This window comes from Streptomyces sp. NPDC058157, assembly GCF_042884105.1.
Lineage (GTDB): Bacteria > Actinomycetota > Actinomycetes > Streptomycetales > Streptomycetaceae > Streptomyces.
In genome coordinates, this window is record NZ_JBHVUQ010000007.1 from 51,322 (window position 1) to 66,143 (window position 14,822).

Below are 14,822 nucleotides of genomic sequence, written 5' to 3' on the forward strand. Positions count from 1 at the left end.
GGCCCCGCCGGACCCGCCGCCATCTCACGGATGCACGGTAGCGGGGCACGAGGGTGTCACGGGTGCACGGTCCACCCGCCCTGACCAGCGGGAACCCGCCTCGCACGGCTCCTCGTACGAGGTCTCCGCCAGCTCCCCCGTCGCCGTGAGCGCGAGCACCACCTCGTAGAGCCCGCCCCCGCCCGCGACCAGCTGCCGCCGCAGCAGCCCCTCCGCCGCGCGCAGGTGCTCGCGCACGGTCTGCGGGTGCACGCCCCGGCGCCGGGCGGCGGGCTCCACCGCGCAGTTCTCCCCGACCCAGTCCCGCAGGGTCCGCCGCAGGTCCCGCTCGTCGGCCCGCAGCGGCGCGAGCAGACCCCCCGCCCACACCCGCACGGGCGCGGCGCCGAGCAGCCGGCGCAGCTCGGGCCCGTCGCCGGGGGCCCCGTCACCGTCATGGAACCTCAGGGCGAGGTCCAGCGCCGCCCGGGCCCGCACGTCCCCCAGGTCGACGCCGAGCAGCCCGGCCGCCCGGTCCATCCGCGCCCGGACGGTGTTGCGGCTGATCCCGAGCAGCCGGGCCGCGTTCACGGCGGTGAACTCCAGCCCGAGCCGCACCGTCGCCGTCAGCTGCCCCCGGTCCTGCGCCGGGACGTCGGCCAGCGGCCCCAGGAACCCGGCCGCCCAGCCCGCCGCCGCCCCCGCGTCCAGCACCTCCGGCAGCCGCACCCCGGGCTGGTGCCCCGCGACCCGGCCCGGCATCAGCCGGGCGGCCGCGAGGCTGCGGACGGCGTCGTCGTAGCCGGCGGCGACACGGGAGATCGGGTGCCGGTCACCGACCCCCAGGAACACCCCGTCCCGCCCGGCGACGAACTCCCGCAGGGCGCCCTCGGCACCGCCACCCTCGTCGGCGACGGGCGCGACGACGATGACGTGCCCGTCGTCCGCGGGACACCGCACGACCAGCGCCCGCCCCTCCAGCAGCCCCTCACAGGCACGCGCCACCTCCCGCCGCTCCCCCTCCGGGGTCTCCAGCACGAGCACCACCGCGCGTTCCGCGTCCAGCAGCCCCGGCCGCAGCCCGGCCATCGTCCGCTGGGCGAGGGCCACTTCACCGCCCATGAGCAGCTGGAGCACCGACAGCCGCACCCCCGACCCCGCCTCGGCCAGCCGCTGCCGCTGCGCCTCGGCCTCACCGGCCCGCAACAGCAGCTCCAGGACGGTGGCGGCGTGGGCGACGAGCGGGCCCGCCGTCTCCTCATAGGGGGACGCACGGGCGACGACGAGCACCGGATGCGGCCGCTCCCCGCCCAGCGCCAGCACCCGCAGGTACCGCCCGGGCTCCGCGACGACGGCCGCCCGGGGCCTGCCGGCGGCGACGGCCCGCAGGAGGTCCGGGTCGGCGGGCGGGGGCCCCGCCTCCCTGCCGTCCGCGATCCACGCCGACCCGCCGACGGCCCGGGCCAGCCAGGCCAGCACCCTGCGCACCGCCGCCGGGTGCCCGTCGGGTCCGACCCGGCCGGCCCTGAGCAGCCCGCCGAGCGCCCCCGCCCCCTCAACTCCGCCTCCGGCCACGCCCGTCACCCTCATCCCGCCTTCCCTGTCCACACCCCCGGCGCGCATGCTAATCCCCGTCCATGGGGCGGCCGTGGAGGCCGCCGGAAGGGGGGCGTGCGATGCCGGGCCAGCGCAAGCGGAGGGAGCGGCAGCGCCGGGAGGCCGACGCCCGGCGCGAACGGGAGGCCTCGGGGCGGTGGGAGCGCCGGTTCGAGACGCTGGACCACGATGAACTGCGGGCGTACGTGGCGGAGCTCGCCCGCTCCGGGGTGCACTCGGAGGACATCCGGATCGACATGCTGTGCGGGCGCCTGGTGCAGCCGACGTGGTACGTCGTCAGCGTCCTGGTACCGGGGCCCTGACGGCGGCCAGCTCGGCCCAGACCGTCTTGCCGATGATCCGGTCCATCACCCCCCAGTCCGCCGCGAGCGCGTCCACGATGCGCAGGCCGTAGCCCGACTCCGCCTGGTACGCGTGCGGCTGGACGGCGGGCCGGCGCTCCCGCCGGGGGTCGGACACCTCCAGCCGCAGAACCCCGGCCGAGCCGCACCCGGCACCGCCGAGCAGGACCATGCGGAGTTCGAAGTCCCGCCCGACGACGCGGCCGTGGGTGGCGGCGTTGGAGGCCAGCTCCGCGACGACGAGCCCGGCGTCGGCGGAGAGCGCGGTCCCTTCGGGGATCCCCCAGTCATGGAGGGAGACCAACGCGAGCTGCCGGGCCAGGCGGGCGCCGCGGGGGGTACAGCTGAAACGCTGAGTGAACACGCGTACGAGGGGTGGGGTGGGGCGGGAGGGTGCGGTCATGGTGAGAACGTCCCGCGTGGGCAGGGCAGTTCCCAGCTCCTCGACTGCTACTGATGAAGAGTAGTAGCCCACACTCTGGACACGAGCCGTCACCGACCGTGAGCATGATGATTCGGGAGGTGACCGTGATGACGGCTGGCAAGGGCAGCAACGGTGACAACCAGGGGGAACCGGACCCCGACCTGAAGAACTTCGGCCAGACGGTGAAGGCGTTCCGCAAACGCGCCGACCTCACGCAGGAACAGTTCGCGCCGACGGTCGGCTATTCGGTGCAGTACGTGGCATCGGTGGAGCAGGGGCGCCGACATCCGTCCGTGAAGTTCGTGAACAAGGCGGAAGAGACACTGGACGCCTTCGGGGTGCTCCACATCGCGGCGAAGCAGATGACGCGGAGGCGGGGGCTGGCGTCCTGGTTCCGGCGGTGGGCGGAGCTGGAGGAGGAGGCCGTTGCACTCGATACGTACGAGTGCAGGGCGATACCGGGCCTGCTGCAGACGGAGGCGTACGCGCGAGCGCAGATCCACAACGTCCCGCCCCTACCGACGACCGAGGTGGAGGAAGCTCGCGTCTTCCGACGCCTGGAGCGCCAGAAACTACTCACCCGGACCCCGTACATCACCTTCAGCTTCATCGTCGAGCAGTCGTTGATCGAGCGGCGGACGGGCGGTCCGGAGGTGACGCGCGAGCTCATCGACCACCTACTGGAGTGCGGGAAGCTACCCAACGTCGACATCCAGATCATGCCGCTCGTCAGCACAGAACACGCGGGAACCGATGGCCCCTTCCGACTCCTCGAAACCAACGAGCACGAGTGGGCGGGCTACAGCGAGGGCCAGAAGACGGGCCAGGTCATCTCCGACCCGAAAGCCATCAGCACCCTCCATCAGCGGTATGCGAAGCTTCGTATCCAGGCCCTCAATCCTGCGGACAGCGCGGGCCTGTTGATGCGATTGCGAGGATCCCTGTGAACAGCTCTCAGCTCCAGTGGTTCAAGAGCAGCTACAGCGGCAGCGAGGGCGACGACTGCGTCGAGGTCGCCACCTGCACCGACACCGTCCACATCCGGGACTCGAAGCTCGCCGCGAGCCCGGAGCTGGCGGTCAGCCCCTCCACCTGGACCGCCTTCCTGGGCGGAGTGACCGCCTAGAACGGCGGGATCGGCCCCGGCGCCGCCACGCCCGGGGCCGGACGCCAGAAGCGCCCGTCAGGCAGGGCCTGACGGGCGCCGAGGAAGTAGTCGGCATCGCGCTGGAACCGGACACCCGGCACCGCGCGGCGGACGTGCGCCCAGATGCTCGGCGCCACGCGGTACTCGCCCGCCGCCATCCAGGGATCGTCTCCCAGGACGAAAAGGTGCCTGATCCTCAGGAACTGGTCTCGGGACAGGGCGACGGACTCGACTATCTCCTCGTCCGCGTCACCGAAGCCGGTCAGTTCCCAGACGAGGTTGTAGCCGTCGGCGAAGGGATAGTCGCTGCTCACCGCTTCACGCTAGGCCGCGGCCGCCCGCACCCGCACCTTCTTTTACGTCAGACGGTCCGGGCGGTGATGTCGCCGAAGGCGGTGGTGGCCTGGATGGTCAGAGGGGTGCCTCCGGCGTTCCGGAGGGCGTTGTCGATGCGACCGAAGGCGGTGCCGGCGTCCAGGGTGGCGGCGGCGTCGCGGGCGGCGCCGACGGTGATGTTGCCGTGCTGGGTGGTCAGGGTGACCACGCCGGAGGTGGCTTCGGTGATGGTGATCTCGCCCTTCCGGGTGTTGATCTCCGCCGGTCCGGCCAGGCGGCCGAGGGAGATGTCGCCGGCCTGGACGGTGACGCGGGCGGAGGCGGTCTCGTCGAGCTCGACCTGGGCCTGCGCGGCCTCCAGGACGACATCGCCCAGGCGGCCCTTGCCCCGCACCTCGGCGGCGGCGACCTTGGCCTCGACGTGCGAGCCGGCGGGCAGCTGCACGGTCACGGTCACGAAGCCGGAGTTGCCCGTGATCCGGCTCTTCGCCGGGGCGGCGACCACGCGGAGGACTCCGTCGGCGTAGGCGACCTCGATCAGCTCGGCCGCCTTCACGTCGCGGCTCTTGGAGGGGTCTGCGGGGAGGACCTCGACGGTGGCGTCGGTGCGGTCGGCGGCGATGAGGTGGACCCGGCCGGCGGGGATGTCCAGGACGGCGGAGACCGGAGTGGCGGTGGCGAACGTCTGCATCGTGCTCTCCTTCATCGGTGTCGCGCGCCCCGTTCGGCCCGCTGCTTTCTGACATGAGAAACGCTACGTTGCTTTCCGCAACCTGACAACAACGTCATTGCGCATGGATCACATATCCGCAGCTCAGCACCATAAAATCGTTGCAACGGCCCAGATTTCAACGCAACGAACCACCAAGCGACATTGCAATGGACTACAGGTAAACGCTATGCCGTCCGGCATGAGGACGGCTAGTGTGCGTTCATGACCTCTCTCATCCGGCACATCACGATCGACTGCCACGACGCCTACGCCCTGGCCGGGTTCTGGGCGGACGTCCTCAACGGCACCGTGCACGAGGACGATTCCCCGGGTGACCCGGAGGTATTGCTGTCGACGGCGGGCGGGGCACTCCTGTTCATACAGGTGCCCGACACCAAGTCCGTGAAGAACAGGGTGCACTTGGACGTCCAGCCGCAGGACCGGACGCGCGACGAGGAAGTGGAACGGCTCGTCGGGCTCGGCGCCACGCTGGTCGGCGACCACCGCAAGCCCGACGGGACGGGCTGGGCGACCCTCGCCGACCCCGAGGGCAACGAGTTCTGCGTGGAACGCAGCGCGGCCGAGCGGAAGTAGCCAACGCAAAGGCCCCGGCCTTCCTGAGGAGGCCGGGGCCTTGATCGAGCGCTGGGCAGGCCTTGCACCTGCATCCCCCCACAGGAAGTGGGGTGCCTTTCCTTGGACCACCAACGCCAGTCCCACCACCGGTTTCCCGGCCGCGAGCTCGAGATCGACTTTACACGAGATCCAGCCCCGAAACCATCTCCGCCCACCAACAACCGGAATCCGCCCACCCCTTGCCCCCGTCGCCCCCGTTACCCTCTTTGTGCGGATATCAGCCCAACGCAACGGCCACCCGCCGAGTTCGAGAAGCGCGTAGCGATCCGGGGCGGCCGCCTGCCCGACCCCTGGGGGTGTCGCAGCCGGGGCCGCCTGATGGTCTGCCGGGCGGGGCGGGCCGCCTCATCCCCGGACCGCGTGGAAGTGTTCAGGTTGGACCAGACCGTTCCTTCGGGGGCTTCCCGACAGTCTTTGGCATTTCGGGACGGGCCGGTCTGTCAAGGGTGGCCGAAGGCCATCGCGAAGCGACGCGACGAAGGAGCGCCCTTGACGGGCCGGCCCGGCACGAAAGGACAGTGGACTGGCGGGAAGCCCCCGACACTCCACCGACCCCGCCCCAGGGAGCACCGCCCACCCCCGGCCGAAGTCACCGGCGGCGAGCAGGTCCCGGCCAACAACCCGTACTGGGACGAGTACGGCGTCACCCTCACCGACACCGGACCAGGAGCGGAACAACTCCTACTCCGTGTCCTTCGGGTGTCGCGTGCCCGCCGAGACGAGCCAGACCGTGCGCCGTGCCTCATCCACCAGGTACCGGACCCGACCGCCGGACGTCACTTCGTACTCCCACTGGGGATAAGCGGTCCCTCCGAGGATGCGCTCGGCCAGGCGCCCCCGGAGCCGGTGCTGGCGATCCGGGTCGGACTGGGCCTGCGGGTCACCGCGCAGGGCTTCGAAGCAACGGCGGGTATTGCCCGGCGCCTCCGCCGCCAGTTCACCCCGGCCTTTGGCCGCCTCGTTCGTGGCAAAGCGCAGGCCCCACTCGTCGGCAACCGGGGGCGGGGCGACCTCGTCGCCTCGCTTCGGCGTCACGGCAAGACGACCTCTCCGTGGTCCTCGCCCAAGAGGGGGCGGGTGAGGTGGGCGGTCAGCTCGGGGTCGGCGAGGATTCGGGCCGTGGCTCGCCATTCGGCGATGACCCGGTGCAGATTCGCGTGGACATCGAGTTCGGCGACGTCCTGTGCCGCGTGGGTCAGCTCCTCGACGAACTGGCGCAGCTCCTCGGGCGCCAAGTGACGGACCCAAGGGAACACCGCGGGCAGCGCGAGAAGTATGGCTCTCGCGCCACCGTCGGTGGTCATCAGGGCCGAGAACAGGCGCGCGGTGATGTCAGCGGTTTCCTCCCGCTGCTGATCGTGACCCGCCGTGGTCAGATACATGTCCTCGCCGTCACGGCGCGTCACATGCAGGCGCTTGGCCTTGTCCAGCGTCTCGGCTACGCGCTTCGAGTTCTTGGAGAGCTCCGAGAAGGAAATCGTCGGCGTCAACACACATCCACGCTACTTCGGAATACATTCCGAAGTCAATGGAGCGGCGGCGTCGAGCGGCACTCTCTCACTTCACCGACGGGGCCTGCGGCAGGCCGCCGGACAGGCCGGTGTCGGCGCCCGCGAGGGAGCCCTGGGTGGACTTCGTGGCGCTGCCGGCCACCGCGGTGGTGACGTCGAGGGCGGTCTTGGTGTCCTTCATCGCCTGGCCGGGGTGACCCGCGATGTCGACGACCCGCTCGACGACGGGCTGGTTGCCGAGAGTGGGCCCGTCGGCGGCGTGGGCGGCCGCGGCGGGGGTGAGGGCGAGGGCGGCGCCGCCGGTGAGGGCGAGGGCGGACAGGGTGCGCTTGATGGCAGTCATGCCCGACCCAACGACCCCGCCACGCCCCGGGTCACCACCCGCCCACTCGTTGGTGTGAAGCCCCACCGCACACCGAGGCCGGGTGCCCGGACGGGGCGCGAAGGCCGTCCGCTGGGATGACCTCGTCGAGGAGTTCGGCTTCTCCGCCGCGGAGCGGGAAGAGGTCGACCGTGGCGCGGCGGAGATGATCGCCGTGGTCCGTGCGCACCGCCCGGCAGAGGTGCGCAAGCGTCAGCACCCGACGCAGGTCCAGGTGGCCGAGTTCGGGGACGAGCAGTACGTCCTCGGGTGACGGCCGCCCCGGCCCGGCTCCTCGGCCGGCCCGGGGCGGGCCCGGGGGTCAGTCCTCGACGACCAGGGACGGGGTGGACTTCGTCAGGATCTCGCCGCGGAAGAAGGCGGGGCTGCGGCGCTGGGTGATCAGCATGATGACCACGCCCAGGGCCAGCAGGCCGACGCCGATGACGAAGACGCTGCCGACGCCGAGGCCCGGGATGGTGGAGCCGGAGCCGTACGAGGGGTCCCAGGCGTCGGTGAGGGTCTTGACGAAGACCGCCGCCAGGAGGAGGCCGCCCAGGACCGGGAAGACGCCCTTGAAGAACAGGTCGCGGGCGGAGCGGCGCAGGTCGCCGCGGAAGTACCAGGCGCAGGCGAAGGCCGTCAGGGAGTAGTAGAAGCAGATCATCAGGCCGAGCGCGAAGATCGTGTCGGTGAGGACGTTCTCGCTGACCAGGGTCATGACCGTGTAGAACGCGCCGGTCGCGACGCCCGCCGTGACGGTGGCGCGGCCCGGGGTCTTGAAGCGGGGGTGGACCTTGGCGTAGGAGGCGGGCAGGGCCTCGTACGTGGACATGGCCAGGACGGTGCGGGCGACCGGGATGAAGGTGGTCTGGAGCGAGGCGGCCGCGGAGGCGAGGACCGCCACGAAGAGGAGGATGCCGAGGACCGGGCCCATCACAGGGCCGGCCAGCGCGGCGAAGACGTTGCCGGAGGTCTCCGGGTTGCCCAGGCCCAGGCCCTTGTCGCCGGAGCCGACGGCCATCTGGGCGGCGACGCCGGTGGCCAGGTAGGAGCCGACGAGGACGACCATCGCGATGAGCGAGGCGCGGCCCGGGGTCTTGGCGGAGCCGATGGTCTCCTCGTTCGCGGTGAGGCAGGTGTCCCAGCCCCAGTACATGAAGATCGAGAGCGAGAGTCCGGCGGTGAAGGCGCCCATGGACTCGACCGCGAAGGGGTTCATCCACTGCCAGGAGAAGTGGACGCCGGTGTCGAAGGTTCCGGCGGAGGCCTTCTGGAAGGCCATGGCCACGAAGACCGCGAGGACGACGAGCTGGAGGCCGACGAGGGTGTACTGGACGCCCTTGGTGGCGGTCATGCCGCGGTAGCTGATGGCGGTCGCGACGGCGATCAGCGTCAGGCAGGTGGCGATGTGGACGAACTTGTTGTGGTCGAGGGCGGCGATGTCCGGGTCGGAGGTGATCTCGCCGGCCAGGAGCCAGAAGTAGGACGTGGCGACGCCGGCCAGGTTGGACAGGACGATGATCGTGGCGATCACCAGGCCCCAGCCGCACATCCAGCCGATCCGCGGGCCGAAGGCCTTGACGGTCCAGGTGAACGAGGTGCCGCAGTCCGGCATGTCCTTGTTGAGCTCGCGGTAGGCGAAGGCGACGAGCAGCATCGGCAGGAAGCCGGCCAGGAAGACGGCGGGCATCTGGAGGCCGACCTGACCGGCGGTGGAGCCGAGGGTGGAGGTCAGGCAGTAGACGGGGGCGACGGTGGAGATGCCGATGACGGCGCTGCCCATCAGGCCGACGGAGCCCTTGCCGAGGCCCTTGCCGCGCACCTCGCCGTCGCCCTCGGCCACGCCGCTTACCGTGTCTCCGACCCGAGGCCGCTCGTCCAGCTGTGTCATGAGAAAGGACGGTAGAGGGTGCGATTTCCACATCTGGAAGGGTTAAGTCCAGATGTCGGCGCAATGAATCGCCTTGGAATGTCAATCCACAGGCAGTTTACGACGCCCGATTGCAAGATCGACTCGCACCCCCGCGCCCGATTCGGAGGCAGCGGACGTGGGGTTCCGGAATGCGGAAACCGCAGCAACGCCCGGAATGTCCGTTTGGAAAATTTCCCGAGGCAATTTTCTCGGCCGCCCCGGCCCCTACCCCGCCCACACGATCGACTGCACCTCGCTGTAGGCGTGCAGCGCGTACGAGCCCACGTCCCGGCCCACGCCCGACCGCTTGAAGCCCCCGAACGGCGCCTCCATGTTCCGGCCGATCGTGTTCACCCCGACCCCGCCCGCCCGCAGCCGCCGCGCCACCCGGAACGCCCGTGCCGAGTCCCCGGACCACACGTAGCTGATCAGCCCGTAGTCGCTGTCGTTGGCCAGGGCCACCGCCTCGTCCTCGCCCCCGTCGAAGGGGACGACCACGACCACCGGCCCGAAGACCTCCTCCCGCACCACCCGCATGTCGGGGGTGCAGTCCACCAGCAGCGTGGGCGCCACGTAGAAGCCCTTGCCCCTGCGGTCGCCCTCCCCCACCACCGGCCGCTCCCCGCCGAACGCGATCCGCGCCCCCTCCTTGCGGCCCAGCTCCACGTACGACTCCACCCGGTCCCGGTGCGCCGCCGAGATCACCGGCCCGACCACCGTCCCCTTCACCGCCGGGTCCCCGACCTTCATGAACGCCAGGTACCCCGTCAGCTTCTCCACCAGCTCCGCGTACACCGACCGGTGCACGACCACCCGCGTCGGGGCCGTGCAGATCTGCCCGCTGTAGAAGGAGAAGGTGGTGCCGATGCCCATGACCGCCGCGTCCAGGTCGGCGTCCTCGAAGACCACCGCCGCGCCCTTGCCGCCCAGCTCCATCAGCTGCCGTTTCATGGACCGCCCGCAGACCTCCGCGATCCGCTGCCCCACCCCCGTCGAGCCGGTGAAGGACACCATGTCCACGTACGGGGACTCCACCGCCGCCTCGCCGACCTCCACCGCCTGCCCCGAGACCACGTTCACCACCCCCGGCGGAAGCCCGGCCTCCGCGAGTGCCTCGGCCATCCGGAACACCGACAGCGGGTCCTGCGGAGCCGGCTTGACCACCACCGTGTTCCCCATCGCCAGCGCCGGGGCCACCTTGCCGGCCGGGTTCGCCCACGGGTTGTTGTACGAGGTGATGCAGGTGACCACCCCGACCGGCTGGCGCACCTCCAGCGCCCCCAGCACGCTCGCCGCGCCCATCGGCCCCGCCTCGGTCACCTGCGGCGGCAGCCCCCGCTCCACCGGCTCCAGCGCCCCCTTGGCGTAGCGCCTGAACCGGGCCACTCCCACCCCGACCTGCATCCCGCGCGCGATCCCGGTCGGGGCGCCCGTCTCCGCCCGGGCCAGCTCCGCCCACGGCTCGAACTCCCGCTGGATGACGTCCGCGGCCCGGTCCAGGATCGCCGCCCGCTCCTCGGGCCGCGTGCGCGACCACGGCCCGAAGGCCTCGGCGGCGGCCCGGGCCGCCTCCTCGACCTGCGCCCGCGAGGCCTCCGGGGCCAGGCCCACCACGGACTCGTCGGCCGGGTTGACCACCTCGTAGTACCCGCCGCCGGGCTCGACCCACTCCCCGCCGACGTACAGCTTCTGACCCTGCTCGCCGCTCATCGGGTGCTCACCGTCCTCGTGTCCCGGCCCGACCGGAGCACGATCCCCGGGATCGCGCCGGTCACCTCGTCGTCACGGACGGTCTCGACCCCGTTGACCCGTACCGACACGATCCCGATCGCCCGGGAGTCCAGCCGCGGGCTGTCCCCGGGCAGGTCGTGGACCAGGGTGGCCGGGCCGGCCTCGATGCGCTCCGGGTCGAAGAGGACCAGGTCCGCGTGCCAGCCCTCGGCGATCCGGCCGCGCTCGCGCAGCCCGAACAGCCGCGCCGGGTCGTCCGTCAGCATCTTCACCGCCTGCTCCAGCGGCACCAGCTTGCGCCCGCGCAGGCAGTCGCCGAGGAACCGGGTCGTGTACGGGGCCCCGCACATCCGGTCCAGGTGCGCGCCGGCGTCGGAGCCGCCGAGCATCACGTCCTCGTGCTGCCAGGTCTCGGCGCGCAGGGCCCAGGTCGCCGGGTCGTTGTCGGTGGGCATCGGCCACAGGACGGTGCGCAGGCCGTCGGCGGCGCAGATCTCGACCAGGCACTGGAAGGGGTCCTGCCCGCGTTCGGCGGCGATGTCGTTCACGACGCGCCCGCTGAGGCCCTCGTTCTCCTCGCTGTACGTGTCACCGATGACGTAGCGCCCGAAGTTCGCGAGGCGCCGGAAGACCCCGGCCTCCTTGCTGTCGGCGCGGCGCAGCATCTCGGCCCGTACGTCCGGGTCGCGGAGCTTCGCGATCCGCTCGGGCACGGGGAGGGCGAGGACCTCGCCCCAGCCGGGGATGAGGTTGAGGGCGCAGAACGTGCCGAGGGACATGTTCATGGGGGTCAGGATCGGCATGGTCAGCGCCACGATCCGGCCGCCGGCCTTGCGGGCGCGCTCGCTGGGCACCAGCTGGCGCGGGACCCGTTCGGGGACGGCGGCGTCGATGGTGAGCACGTTCCAGTTGAGGGGCCGGCCGGCGGCGGCGCTCATCTCGACGAAGAGGTCGATCTCCTCGTCGGCGAACTGGTCGAGGCAGCCCGCGACGATCGCCTCCAGCTGGGTGCCCTCGTGCTCGCCGACGGCCCGGGAGAGCGCGAGCAGCTCGGCGGGGGCGGCGCGGCGGGAGGCGACGGGGACGCCGTCGCCGTCGGAGTGGGTGGCGGACTGGGTGGTCGACAGCCCCCAGGCGCCGGCGTCCATGGCCTCGTGGAGGAGGGCGAGCATCCGCTCCAGCTGGGCGGGGGTGGGGGCGGCGTCGCCGGTGGCGGCCTCCCCCATCACGTGGCGGCGCAGGGCGCAGTGGCCGACCATGAACCCGGCGTTGACGGCGATCCGCCCTTCGAGGGCGTCGAGGTACTCCCCGAAGGTGGACCAGGACCAGTCGACGCCCTCTTCGAGCGCGGCAAGGGCCATGCCTTCGACCTTGCTCATCATGCGGCGGGTGTAGTCGGCGTCCTCGGGGCGGTCGGGGTGGAGGGGCGCCAGGGTGAACCCGCAGTTGCCGCCGGCGACGGTGGTCACGCCGTGGTTCATGGAGGGGGTGGCGTAGGGGTCCCAGAACAGCTGGGCGTCGTAGTGGGTGTGGGGGTCGACGAACCCCGGGGTGAGGACCAGTCCGGTGGCGTCCTCGCCGGTACGGGCCTCCTCCTCGACGGTGCCGGGTTCCGCGATGACGGCGATGCGGCCGTCGCGTATGCCGACGTCTGCGACGCGGGCGGGGGCGCCGGTGCCGTCGACGACGGTCGCTCCGCGGATGAGGTGGTCGAGCATGGGGGTTCCCCTCCTGGTGTCCCTCTGCCGTTGCCCTGGCCGGGCGGGGTGCGGTGTCGCGGTGCGTGGGGGCGGTGCCGGTGCCGGTGGTCCGCTGCGCGGGGCGAAGTCCCCTACCCGCCCTTCGCCCGTTCCTCCCCCAGCTACCGCTGGGAGGTGCCCCCAGGGGCTCCGCCCCGGACCCGTTTGAGGCGCTGGGGGTCTGGGGCGGAGCCCCCAGGGAACGGAGGAAGTGGGGGTCCCCCCGGACGGAGTCTGGGGGAGGGTAGGGGACACGGCTCCGCGCAGCGGTACCCCCCGCACCCCCGGCGGGACCGGCTACGCCGACTGGCGGAAGCGGGTCGTGCGGTGGACCGGGTCCGTGTCGATGTGCGGGATCACGTGCTCACCGATCAGCTTGATCGTCGTCATCGTGTCCTCGTACGACACCCCGGTCGGCAGACCGAACGACAGCTGGTCCGCCCCCGCCTGCTCCCACCGCTTGCACTGCGCCCGCACCTCCGCCGGGTCACCGCAGATCAGCAGCTCCTCCGCGATCAGCAGCTCGATGATCTCCGCGTTGTACTCCGGCAGCGTCTCCGGCCACTCCGGGATCGCCTCCGGCCGCGGGAACGTGTCGTGGTAGCGGAACACCAGCGACTGGAAGCGGTTCATGTTCGCGTTGACCGCGATCTCCACCGCCTTCTCGTGCGTCTCCGCGCAGATCGCCGTGGAGGTGACCATCACGTTGTCGTTCACGAAGGCCCCGATCGCCTTCGCCTCCTGGATCGCCGTCTTGTACTGCTCCAGCACCCACTCCATGTCCGAGACCTTCTGGACGCTGAAGCCGAGCACCCCGAGGCCCTTCTTCGCCGCCATCGCGTACGAGGAGGGGGACCCGGCGGCGTACCACATGGCCGGGTGCGCCTTGCCGTACGGCTTGGGGAAGATCTTGCGCGGCGGCAGCGACCAGTGCTTGCCCTGGAACCCCTCGTACTCCTCCTGGAGGAACATCTTGGGGAATTCCGCGATGGTCTCCTCCCAGATCTCCTTGGTGTGGTTCATGTCCGTGATGCCGGGCAGGAAGCCGAGGATCTCGTGGCTGCCGGCGCCGCGCCCGGTGCCGAACTCGAAGCGGCCCTTGGAGAGGTGGTCGAGCATGGTGACCTTCTCGGCCACCTTCACCGGGTGGTTCACCGGGGCGAGCGGGTTGAAGATGCCCGAGCCGAGGTGGATCCGCTCGGTGGCGGCGGCGAGGTAGCCGAGGAAGACCTCGTTCGCCGAGAGGTGGGAGTACTCCTCCAGGAAGTGGTGCTCGGAGGCCCAGGCGTACTTGAAGCCGGACTTGTCGGCCTGGATGACGTACTGGGTCTCCTCGAGCAGCGCCTTGTGCTCCGCCTCGGGGTCGACCTTGGACCGCGCCTCAGGCACGTAGCCCTGCACGAAAAGCCCGAATTCCAAGGGGTTCACCGTCCTTAGGTTTCTGACGTTGCGTCAGATTCGATGGGTCCGACTGTTCCACCGCGCAGTGGGGGCGTCAAGAGCGGGGATGACAGTAACTGACGACTCGTCAGATCGGATGGCCGCAGGTCGCGGGTCAGAGGATGCTGACCCCCGCCATCCAGCCCCCGTCGATGACGAACGGCTGGCCGGTGATGTACGAGGAGTCCTCGGACGTGAGGAACAGCGCCAGCCGCGCCACCTCCTCCGGCCGCCCCACCCGCCCCAGCGGCACCACCTTCCGGTACAGGTCCGCCATCGCCTCCCGGGCCTCGTCCGTCACCCCGGCCGGGTCCAGCAGGCCCGGGTTGGCCATGGGGGTGTCCACCGCGCCCGGGCACATCGCGTTGACCCGGATGTTCCGCGCGGCCAGCTCCAGCGCCGCCACCCGCGTCAGCCCGAGGACCGCCGCCTTGGTCGCCGCGTACGCGCCCACGTACGCCATGCCCGTCAGGCCCGTGTACGAGGAGGTGTTGACGATCGTCCCGCCGCCGGCCGCCCCGATCTCGGGGGCCACCGCCTTGATCCCGAGGAACGCGCCGACCTGGTTGACCCGCACCACCTGCTCGAACTCCTCCAGGGGCGTCGCGGTCAGCTCGTTGAAGCGCAGGATGCCCGCGTTGTTGACCAGCCCGTCGACCCGGCCGAAGGCCTCCTTCGCGACGGCCACGGCCGCCGTCCAGTCCTCCTCGCGGCCCACGTCCATCCGGACGTACCGCGCCCGGTCCTCACCGTGCTCCTCGGTGATCCCCTTGGCGACGGCGGCGCCCTGCTCGTCGAGGACGTCGCCGAGCACCACCCGCGCCCCCTCGGCGGCGAACAGCCGCGCCTCCTGCTCGCCCTGCCCGCGCGCCGCACCGGTGATGATGACGACGCGCCCGTCCAGCTTGCCCACGGGTACTCCCTCCCGGTCGT

17 protein-coding genes are annotated in these 14,822 nt (G+C 71.4%); 5 read left to right on the plus strand and 12 right to left on the minus strand.

The genetic code is table 11. The features are described 5' to 3' along the window. Positions 1-24 precede the first annotated feature (24 nt). On the minus strand, positions 25-1,569 hold the full coding sequence (locus tag ACFVXK_RS03465) for a helix-turn-helix domain-containing protein (RefSeq protein WP_389609877.1): 1,545 nt from the start codon (positions 1,567-1,569) through the stop codon (positions 25-27). Between the two features lie 86 nt (positions 1,570-1,655). Between ACFVXK_RS03465 and ACFVXK_RS03470 the strand changes: the two genes are divergently transcribed. Continuing rightward, on the plus strand, positions 1,656-1,898 hold the full coding sequence (locus tag ACFVXK_RS03470) for a hypothetical protein (RefSeq protein WP_389609878.1): 243 nt from the start codon (positions 1,656-1,658) through the stop codon (positions 1,896-1,898). On the opposite strand, the gene ACFVXK_RS03475 is transcribed toward ACFVXK_RS03470, so the two are convergent. Then, positions 1,873-2,340 (minus strand): ATP-binding protein, encoded by a 468-nt coding sequence (locus tag ACFVXK_RS03475; RefSeq protein ID WP_389609879.1) that lies wholly within the window; start codon positions 2,338-2,340, stop codon positions 1,873-1,875. The genes ACFVXK_RS03470 and ACFVXK_RS03475 overlap by 26 nt on opposite strands. 128 nt (positions 2,341-2,468) lie before the next feature. On the opposite strand from ACFVXK_RS03475, the gene ACFVXK_RS03480 reads away from it, so the two are divergent. Together ACFVXK_RS03480 and ACFVXK_RS03485 are read left to right on the plus strand one after the other, a co-directional pair. Next, complete coding sequence (locus ACFVXK_RS03480; protein WP_389609916.1) at positions 2,469-3,308, plus strand: Scr1 family TA system antitoxin-like transcriptional regulator; 840 nt, start codon at positions 2,469-2,471, stop codon at positions 3,306-3,308. Next, entirely contained in the window at positions 3,290-3,487 is a 198-nt protein-coding gene (locus ACFVXK_RS03485) for a DUF397 domain-containing protein (RefSeq protein WP_389609917.1), read from the plus strand. Before ACFVXK_RS03480 ends, ACFVXK_RS03485 begins: the two co-directional genes overlap by 19 nt. Here ACFVXK_RS03485 and ACFVXK_RS03490 read toward each other — a convergent pair. Both ACFVXK_RS03490 and ACFVXK_RS03495 read right to left on the minus strand, forming a co-directional pair. After that, positions 3,484-3,822: a hypothetical protein gene (locus tag ACFVXK_RS03490; protein ID WP_389609880.1), complete on the minus strand. Its 339-nt coding sequence runs from the start codon at positions 3,820-3,822 to the stop codon at positions 3,484-3,486. The genes ACFVXK_RS03485 and ACFVXK_RS03490 overlap by 4 nt on opposite strands. 47 nt (positions 3,823-3,869) lie before the next feature. Beyond that, positions 3,870-4,535 carry a DUF4097 family beta strand repeat-containing protein gene (locus tag ACFVXK_RS03495; protein WP_389609881.1) on the minus strand — a complete coding sequence of 222 codons (666 nt, stop codon included), beginning with the start codon at positions 4,533-4,535 and terminating at the stop codon, positions 3,870-3,872. Between the two features lie 243 nt (positions 4,536-4,778). On the opposite strand from ACFVXK_RS03495, the gene ACFVXK_RS03500 reads away from it, so the two are divergent. Next, a complete protein-coding gene (locus ACFVXK_RS03500) occupies positions 4,779-5,150 on the plus strand; it encodes a VOC family protein (protein ID WP_389609882.1) in 372 nt (123 codons plus the stop codon). 723 nt (positions 5,151-5,873) lie between these two features. On the opposite strand, the gene ACFVXK_RS03505 is transcribed toward ACFVXK_RS03500, so the two are convergent. The 3 genes from ACFVXK_RS03505 to ACFVXK_RS03515 form a co-directional block, all read right to left on the minus strand. Further along, positions 5,874-6,227, minus strand: coding sequence for a hypothetical protein (locus ACFVXK_RS03505; protein WP_389609883.1), 354 nt, complete (start codon positions 6,225-6,227; stop codon positions 5,874-5,876). After that, positions 6,224-6,685 carry a prevent-host-death family protein gene (locus ACFVXK_RS03510; RefSeq protein WP_389609884.1) on the minus strand — a complete coding sequence of 154 codons (462 nt, stop codon included), beginning with the start codon at positions 6,683-6,685 and terminating at the stop codon, positions 6,224-6,226. Before ACFVXK_RS03510 ends, ACFVXK_RS03505 begins: the two co-directional genes overlap by 4 nt. A 64-nt stretch (positions 6,686-6,749) precedes the next feature. After that, positions 6,750-7,046: a hypothetical protein gene (locus ACFVXK_RS03515; RefSeq protein WP_389609885.1), complete on the minus strand. Its 297-nt coding sequence runs from the start codon at positions 7,044-7,046 to the stop codon at positions 6,750-6,752. A gap of 82 nt (positions 7,047-7,128) precedes the next feature. On the opposite strand from ACFVXK_RS03515, the gene ACFVXK_RS03520 reads away from it, so the two are divergent. Then, positions 7,129-7,338 carry a hypothetical protein gene (locus tag ACFVXK_RS03520; protein WP_389609886.1) on the plus strand — a complete coding sequence of 70 codons (210 nt, stop codon included), beginning with the start codon at positions 7,129-7,131 and terminating at the stop codon, positions 7,336-7,338. A 48-nt stretch (positions 7,339-7,386) separates the two neighbouring features. Here ACFVXK_RS03520 and ACFVXK_RS03525 read toward each other — a convergent pair whose 3' ends face one another. The 5 genes from ACFVXK_RS03525 to ACFVXK_RS03545 all read right to left on the minus strand — a co-directional run bounded on the left by ACFVXK_RS03525 (position 7,387) and on the right by ACFVXK_RS03545 (position 14,802). After that, a complete protein-coding gene (locus ACFVXK_RS03525) occupies positions 7,387-8,958 on the minus strand; it encodes an APC family permease (protein WP_389609887.1) in 1,572 nt (523 codons plus the stop codon). Positions 8,959-9,204: 246 nt separating this feature from the next. Next, on the minus strand, positions 9,205-10,689 hold the full coding sequence (locus ACFVXK_RS03530; RefSeq protein WP_389609888.1) for an aldehyde dehydrogenase family protein: 1,485 nt from the start codon (positions 10,687-10,689) through the stop codon (positions 9,205-9,207). Then, the gene (locus ACFVXK_RS03535; RefSeq protein ID WP_389609889.1) at positions 10,686-12,428 is read right to left on the minus strand and encodes an amidohydrolase family protein; all 1,743 of its coding nucleotides are present in this window, start codon (positions 12,426-12,428) and stop codon (positions 10,686-10,688) included. Before ACFVXK_RS03535 ends, ACFVXK_RS03530 begins: the two co-directional genes overlap by 4 nt. Positions 12,429-12,746: 318 nt before the next feature. Further along, complete coding sequence (locus ACFVXK_RS03540) at positions 12,747-13,868, minus strand: LLM class flavin-dependent oxidoreductase (protein ID WP_389609918.1); 1,122 nt, start codon at positions 13,866-13,868, stop codon at positions 12,747-12,749. A gap of 136 nt (positions 13,869-14,004) precedes the next feature. Beyond that, positions 14,005-14,802 carry an SDR family NAD(P)-dependent oxidoreductase gene (locus ACFVXK_RS03545; RefSeq protein WP_389609890.1) on the minus strand — a complete coding sequence of 266 codons (798 nt, stop codon included), beginning with the start codon at positions 14,800-14,802 and terminating at the stop codon, positions 14,005-14,007. Positions 14,803-14,822: the final 20 nt, after the last annotated feature.

Excerpts from the sequence above, each read along its gene's own strand:
- ACFVXK_RS03535 (WP_389609889.1), bottom strand. The coding sequence starts at position 12,428 with ATGCTCGACCACCTCATCCGCGGAGCGACCGTCGTCGACGGCACCGGC.
- ACFVXK_RS03495 (WP_389609881.1), bottom strand. The coding sequence starts at position 4,535 with ATGCAGACGTTCGCCACCGCCACTCCGGTCTCCGCCGTCCTGGACATC.
- ACFVXK_RS03500 (WP_389609882.1), top strand. The coding sequence starts at position 4,779 with ATGACCTCTCTCATCCGGCACATCACGATCGACTGCCACGACGCCTAC.
- ACFVXK_RS03475 (WP_389609879.1), bottom strand. The coding sequence starts at position 2,340 with ATGACCGCACCCTCCCGCCCCACCCCACCCCTCGTACGCGTGTTCACT.
- ACFVXK_RS03465 (WP_389609877.1), bottom strand. The coding sequence starts at position 1,569 with ATGAGGGTGACGGGCGTGGCCGGAGGCGGAGTTGAGGGGGCGGGGGCG.
- ACFVXK_RS03480 (WP_389609916.1), top strand. The coding sequence starts at position 2,469 with ATGACGGCTGGCAAGGGCAGCAACGGTGACAACCAGGGGGAACCGGAC.
- ACFVXK_RS03530 (WP_389609888.1), bottom strand. The coding sequence starts at position 10,689 with ATGAGCGGCGAGCAGGGTCAGAAGCTGTACGTCGGCGGGGAGTGGGTC.
- ACFVXK_RS03470 (WP_389609878.1), top strand. The coding sequence starts at position 1,656 with ATGCCGGGCCAGCGCAAGCGGAGGGAGCGGCAGCGCCGGGAGGCCGAC.
- ACFVXK_RS03515 (WP_389609885.1), bottom strand. The coding sequence starts at position 7,046 with ATGACTGCCATCAAGCGCACCCTGTCCGCCCTCGCCCTCACCGGCGGC.
- ACFVXK_RS03525 (WP_389609887.1), bottom strand. The coding sequence starts at position 8,958 with ATGACACAGCTGGACGAGCGGCCTCGGGTCGGAGACACGGTAAGCGGC.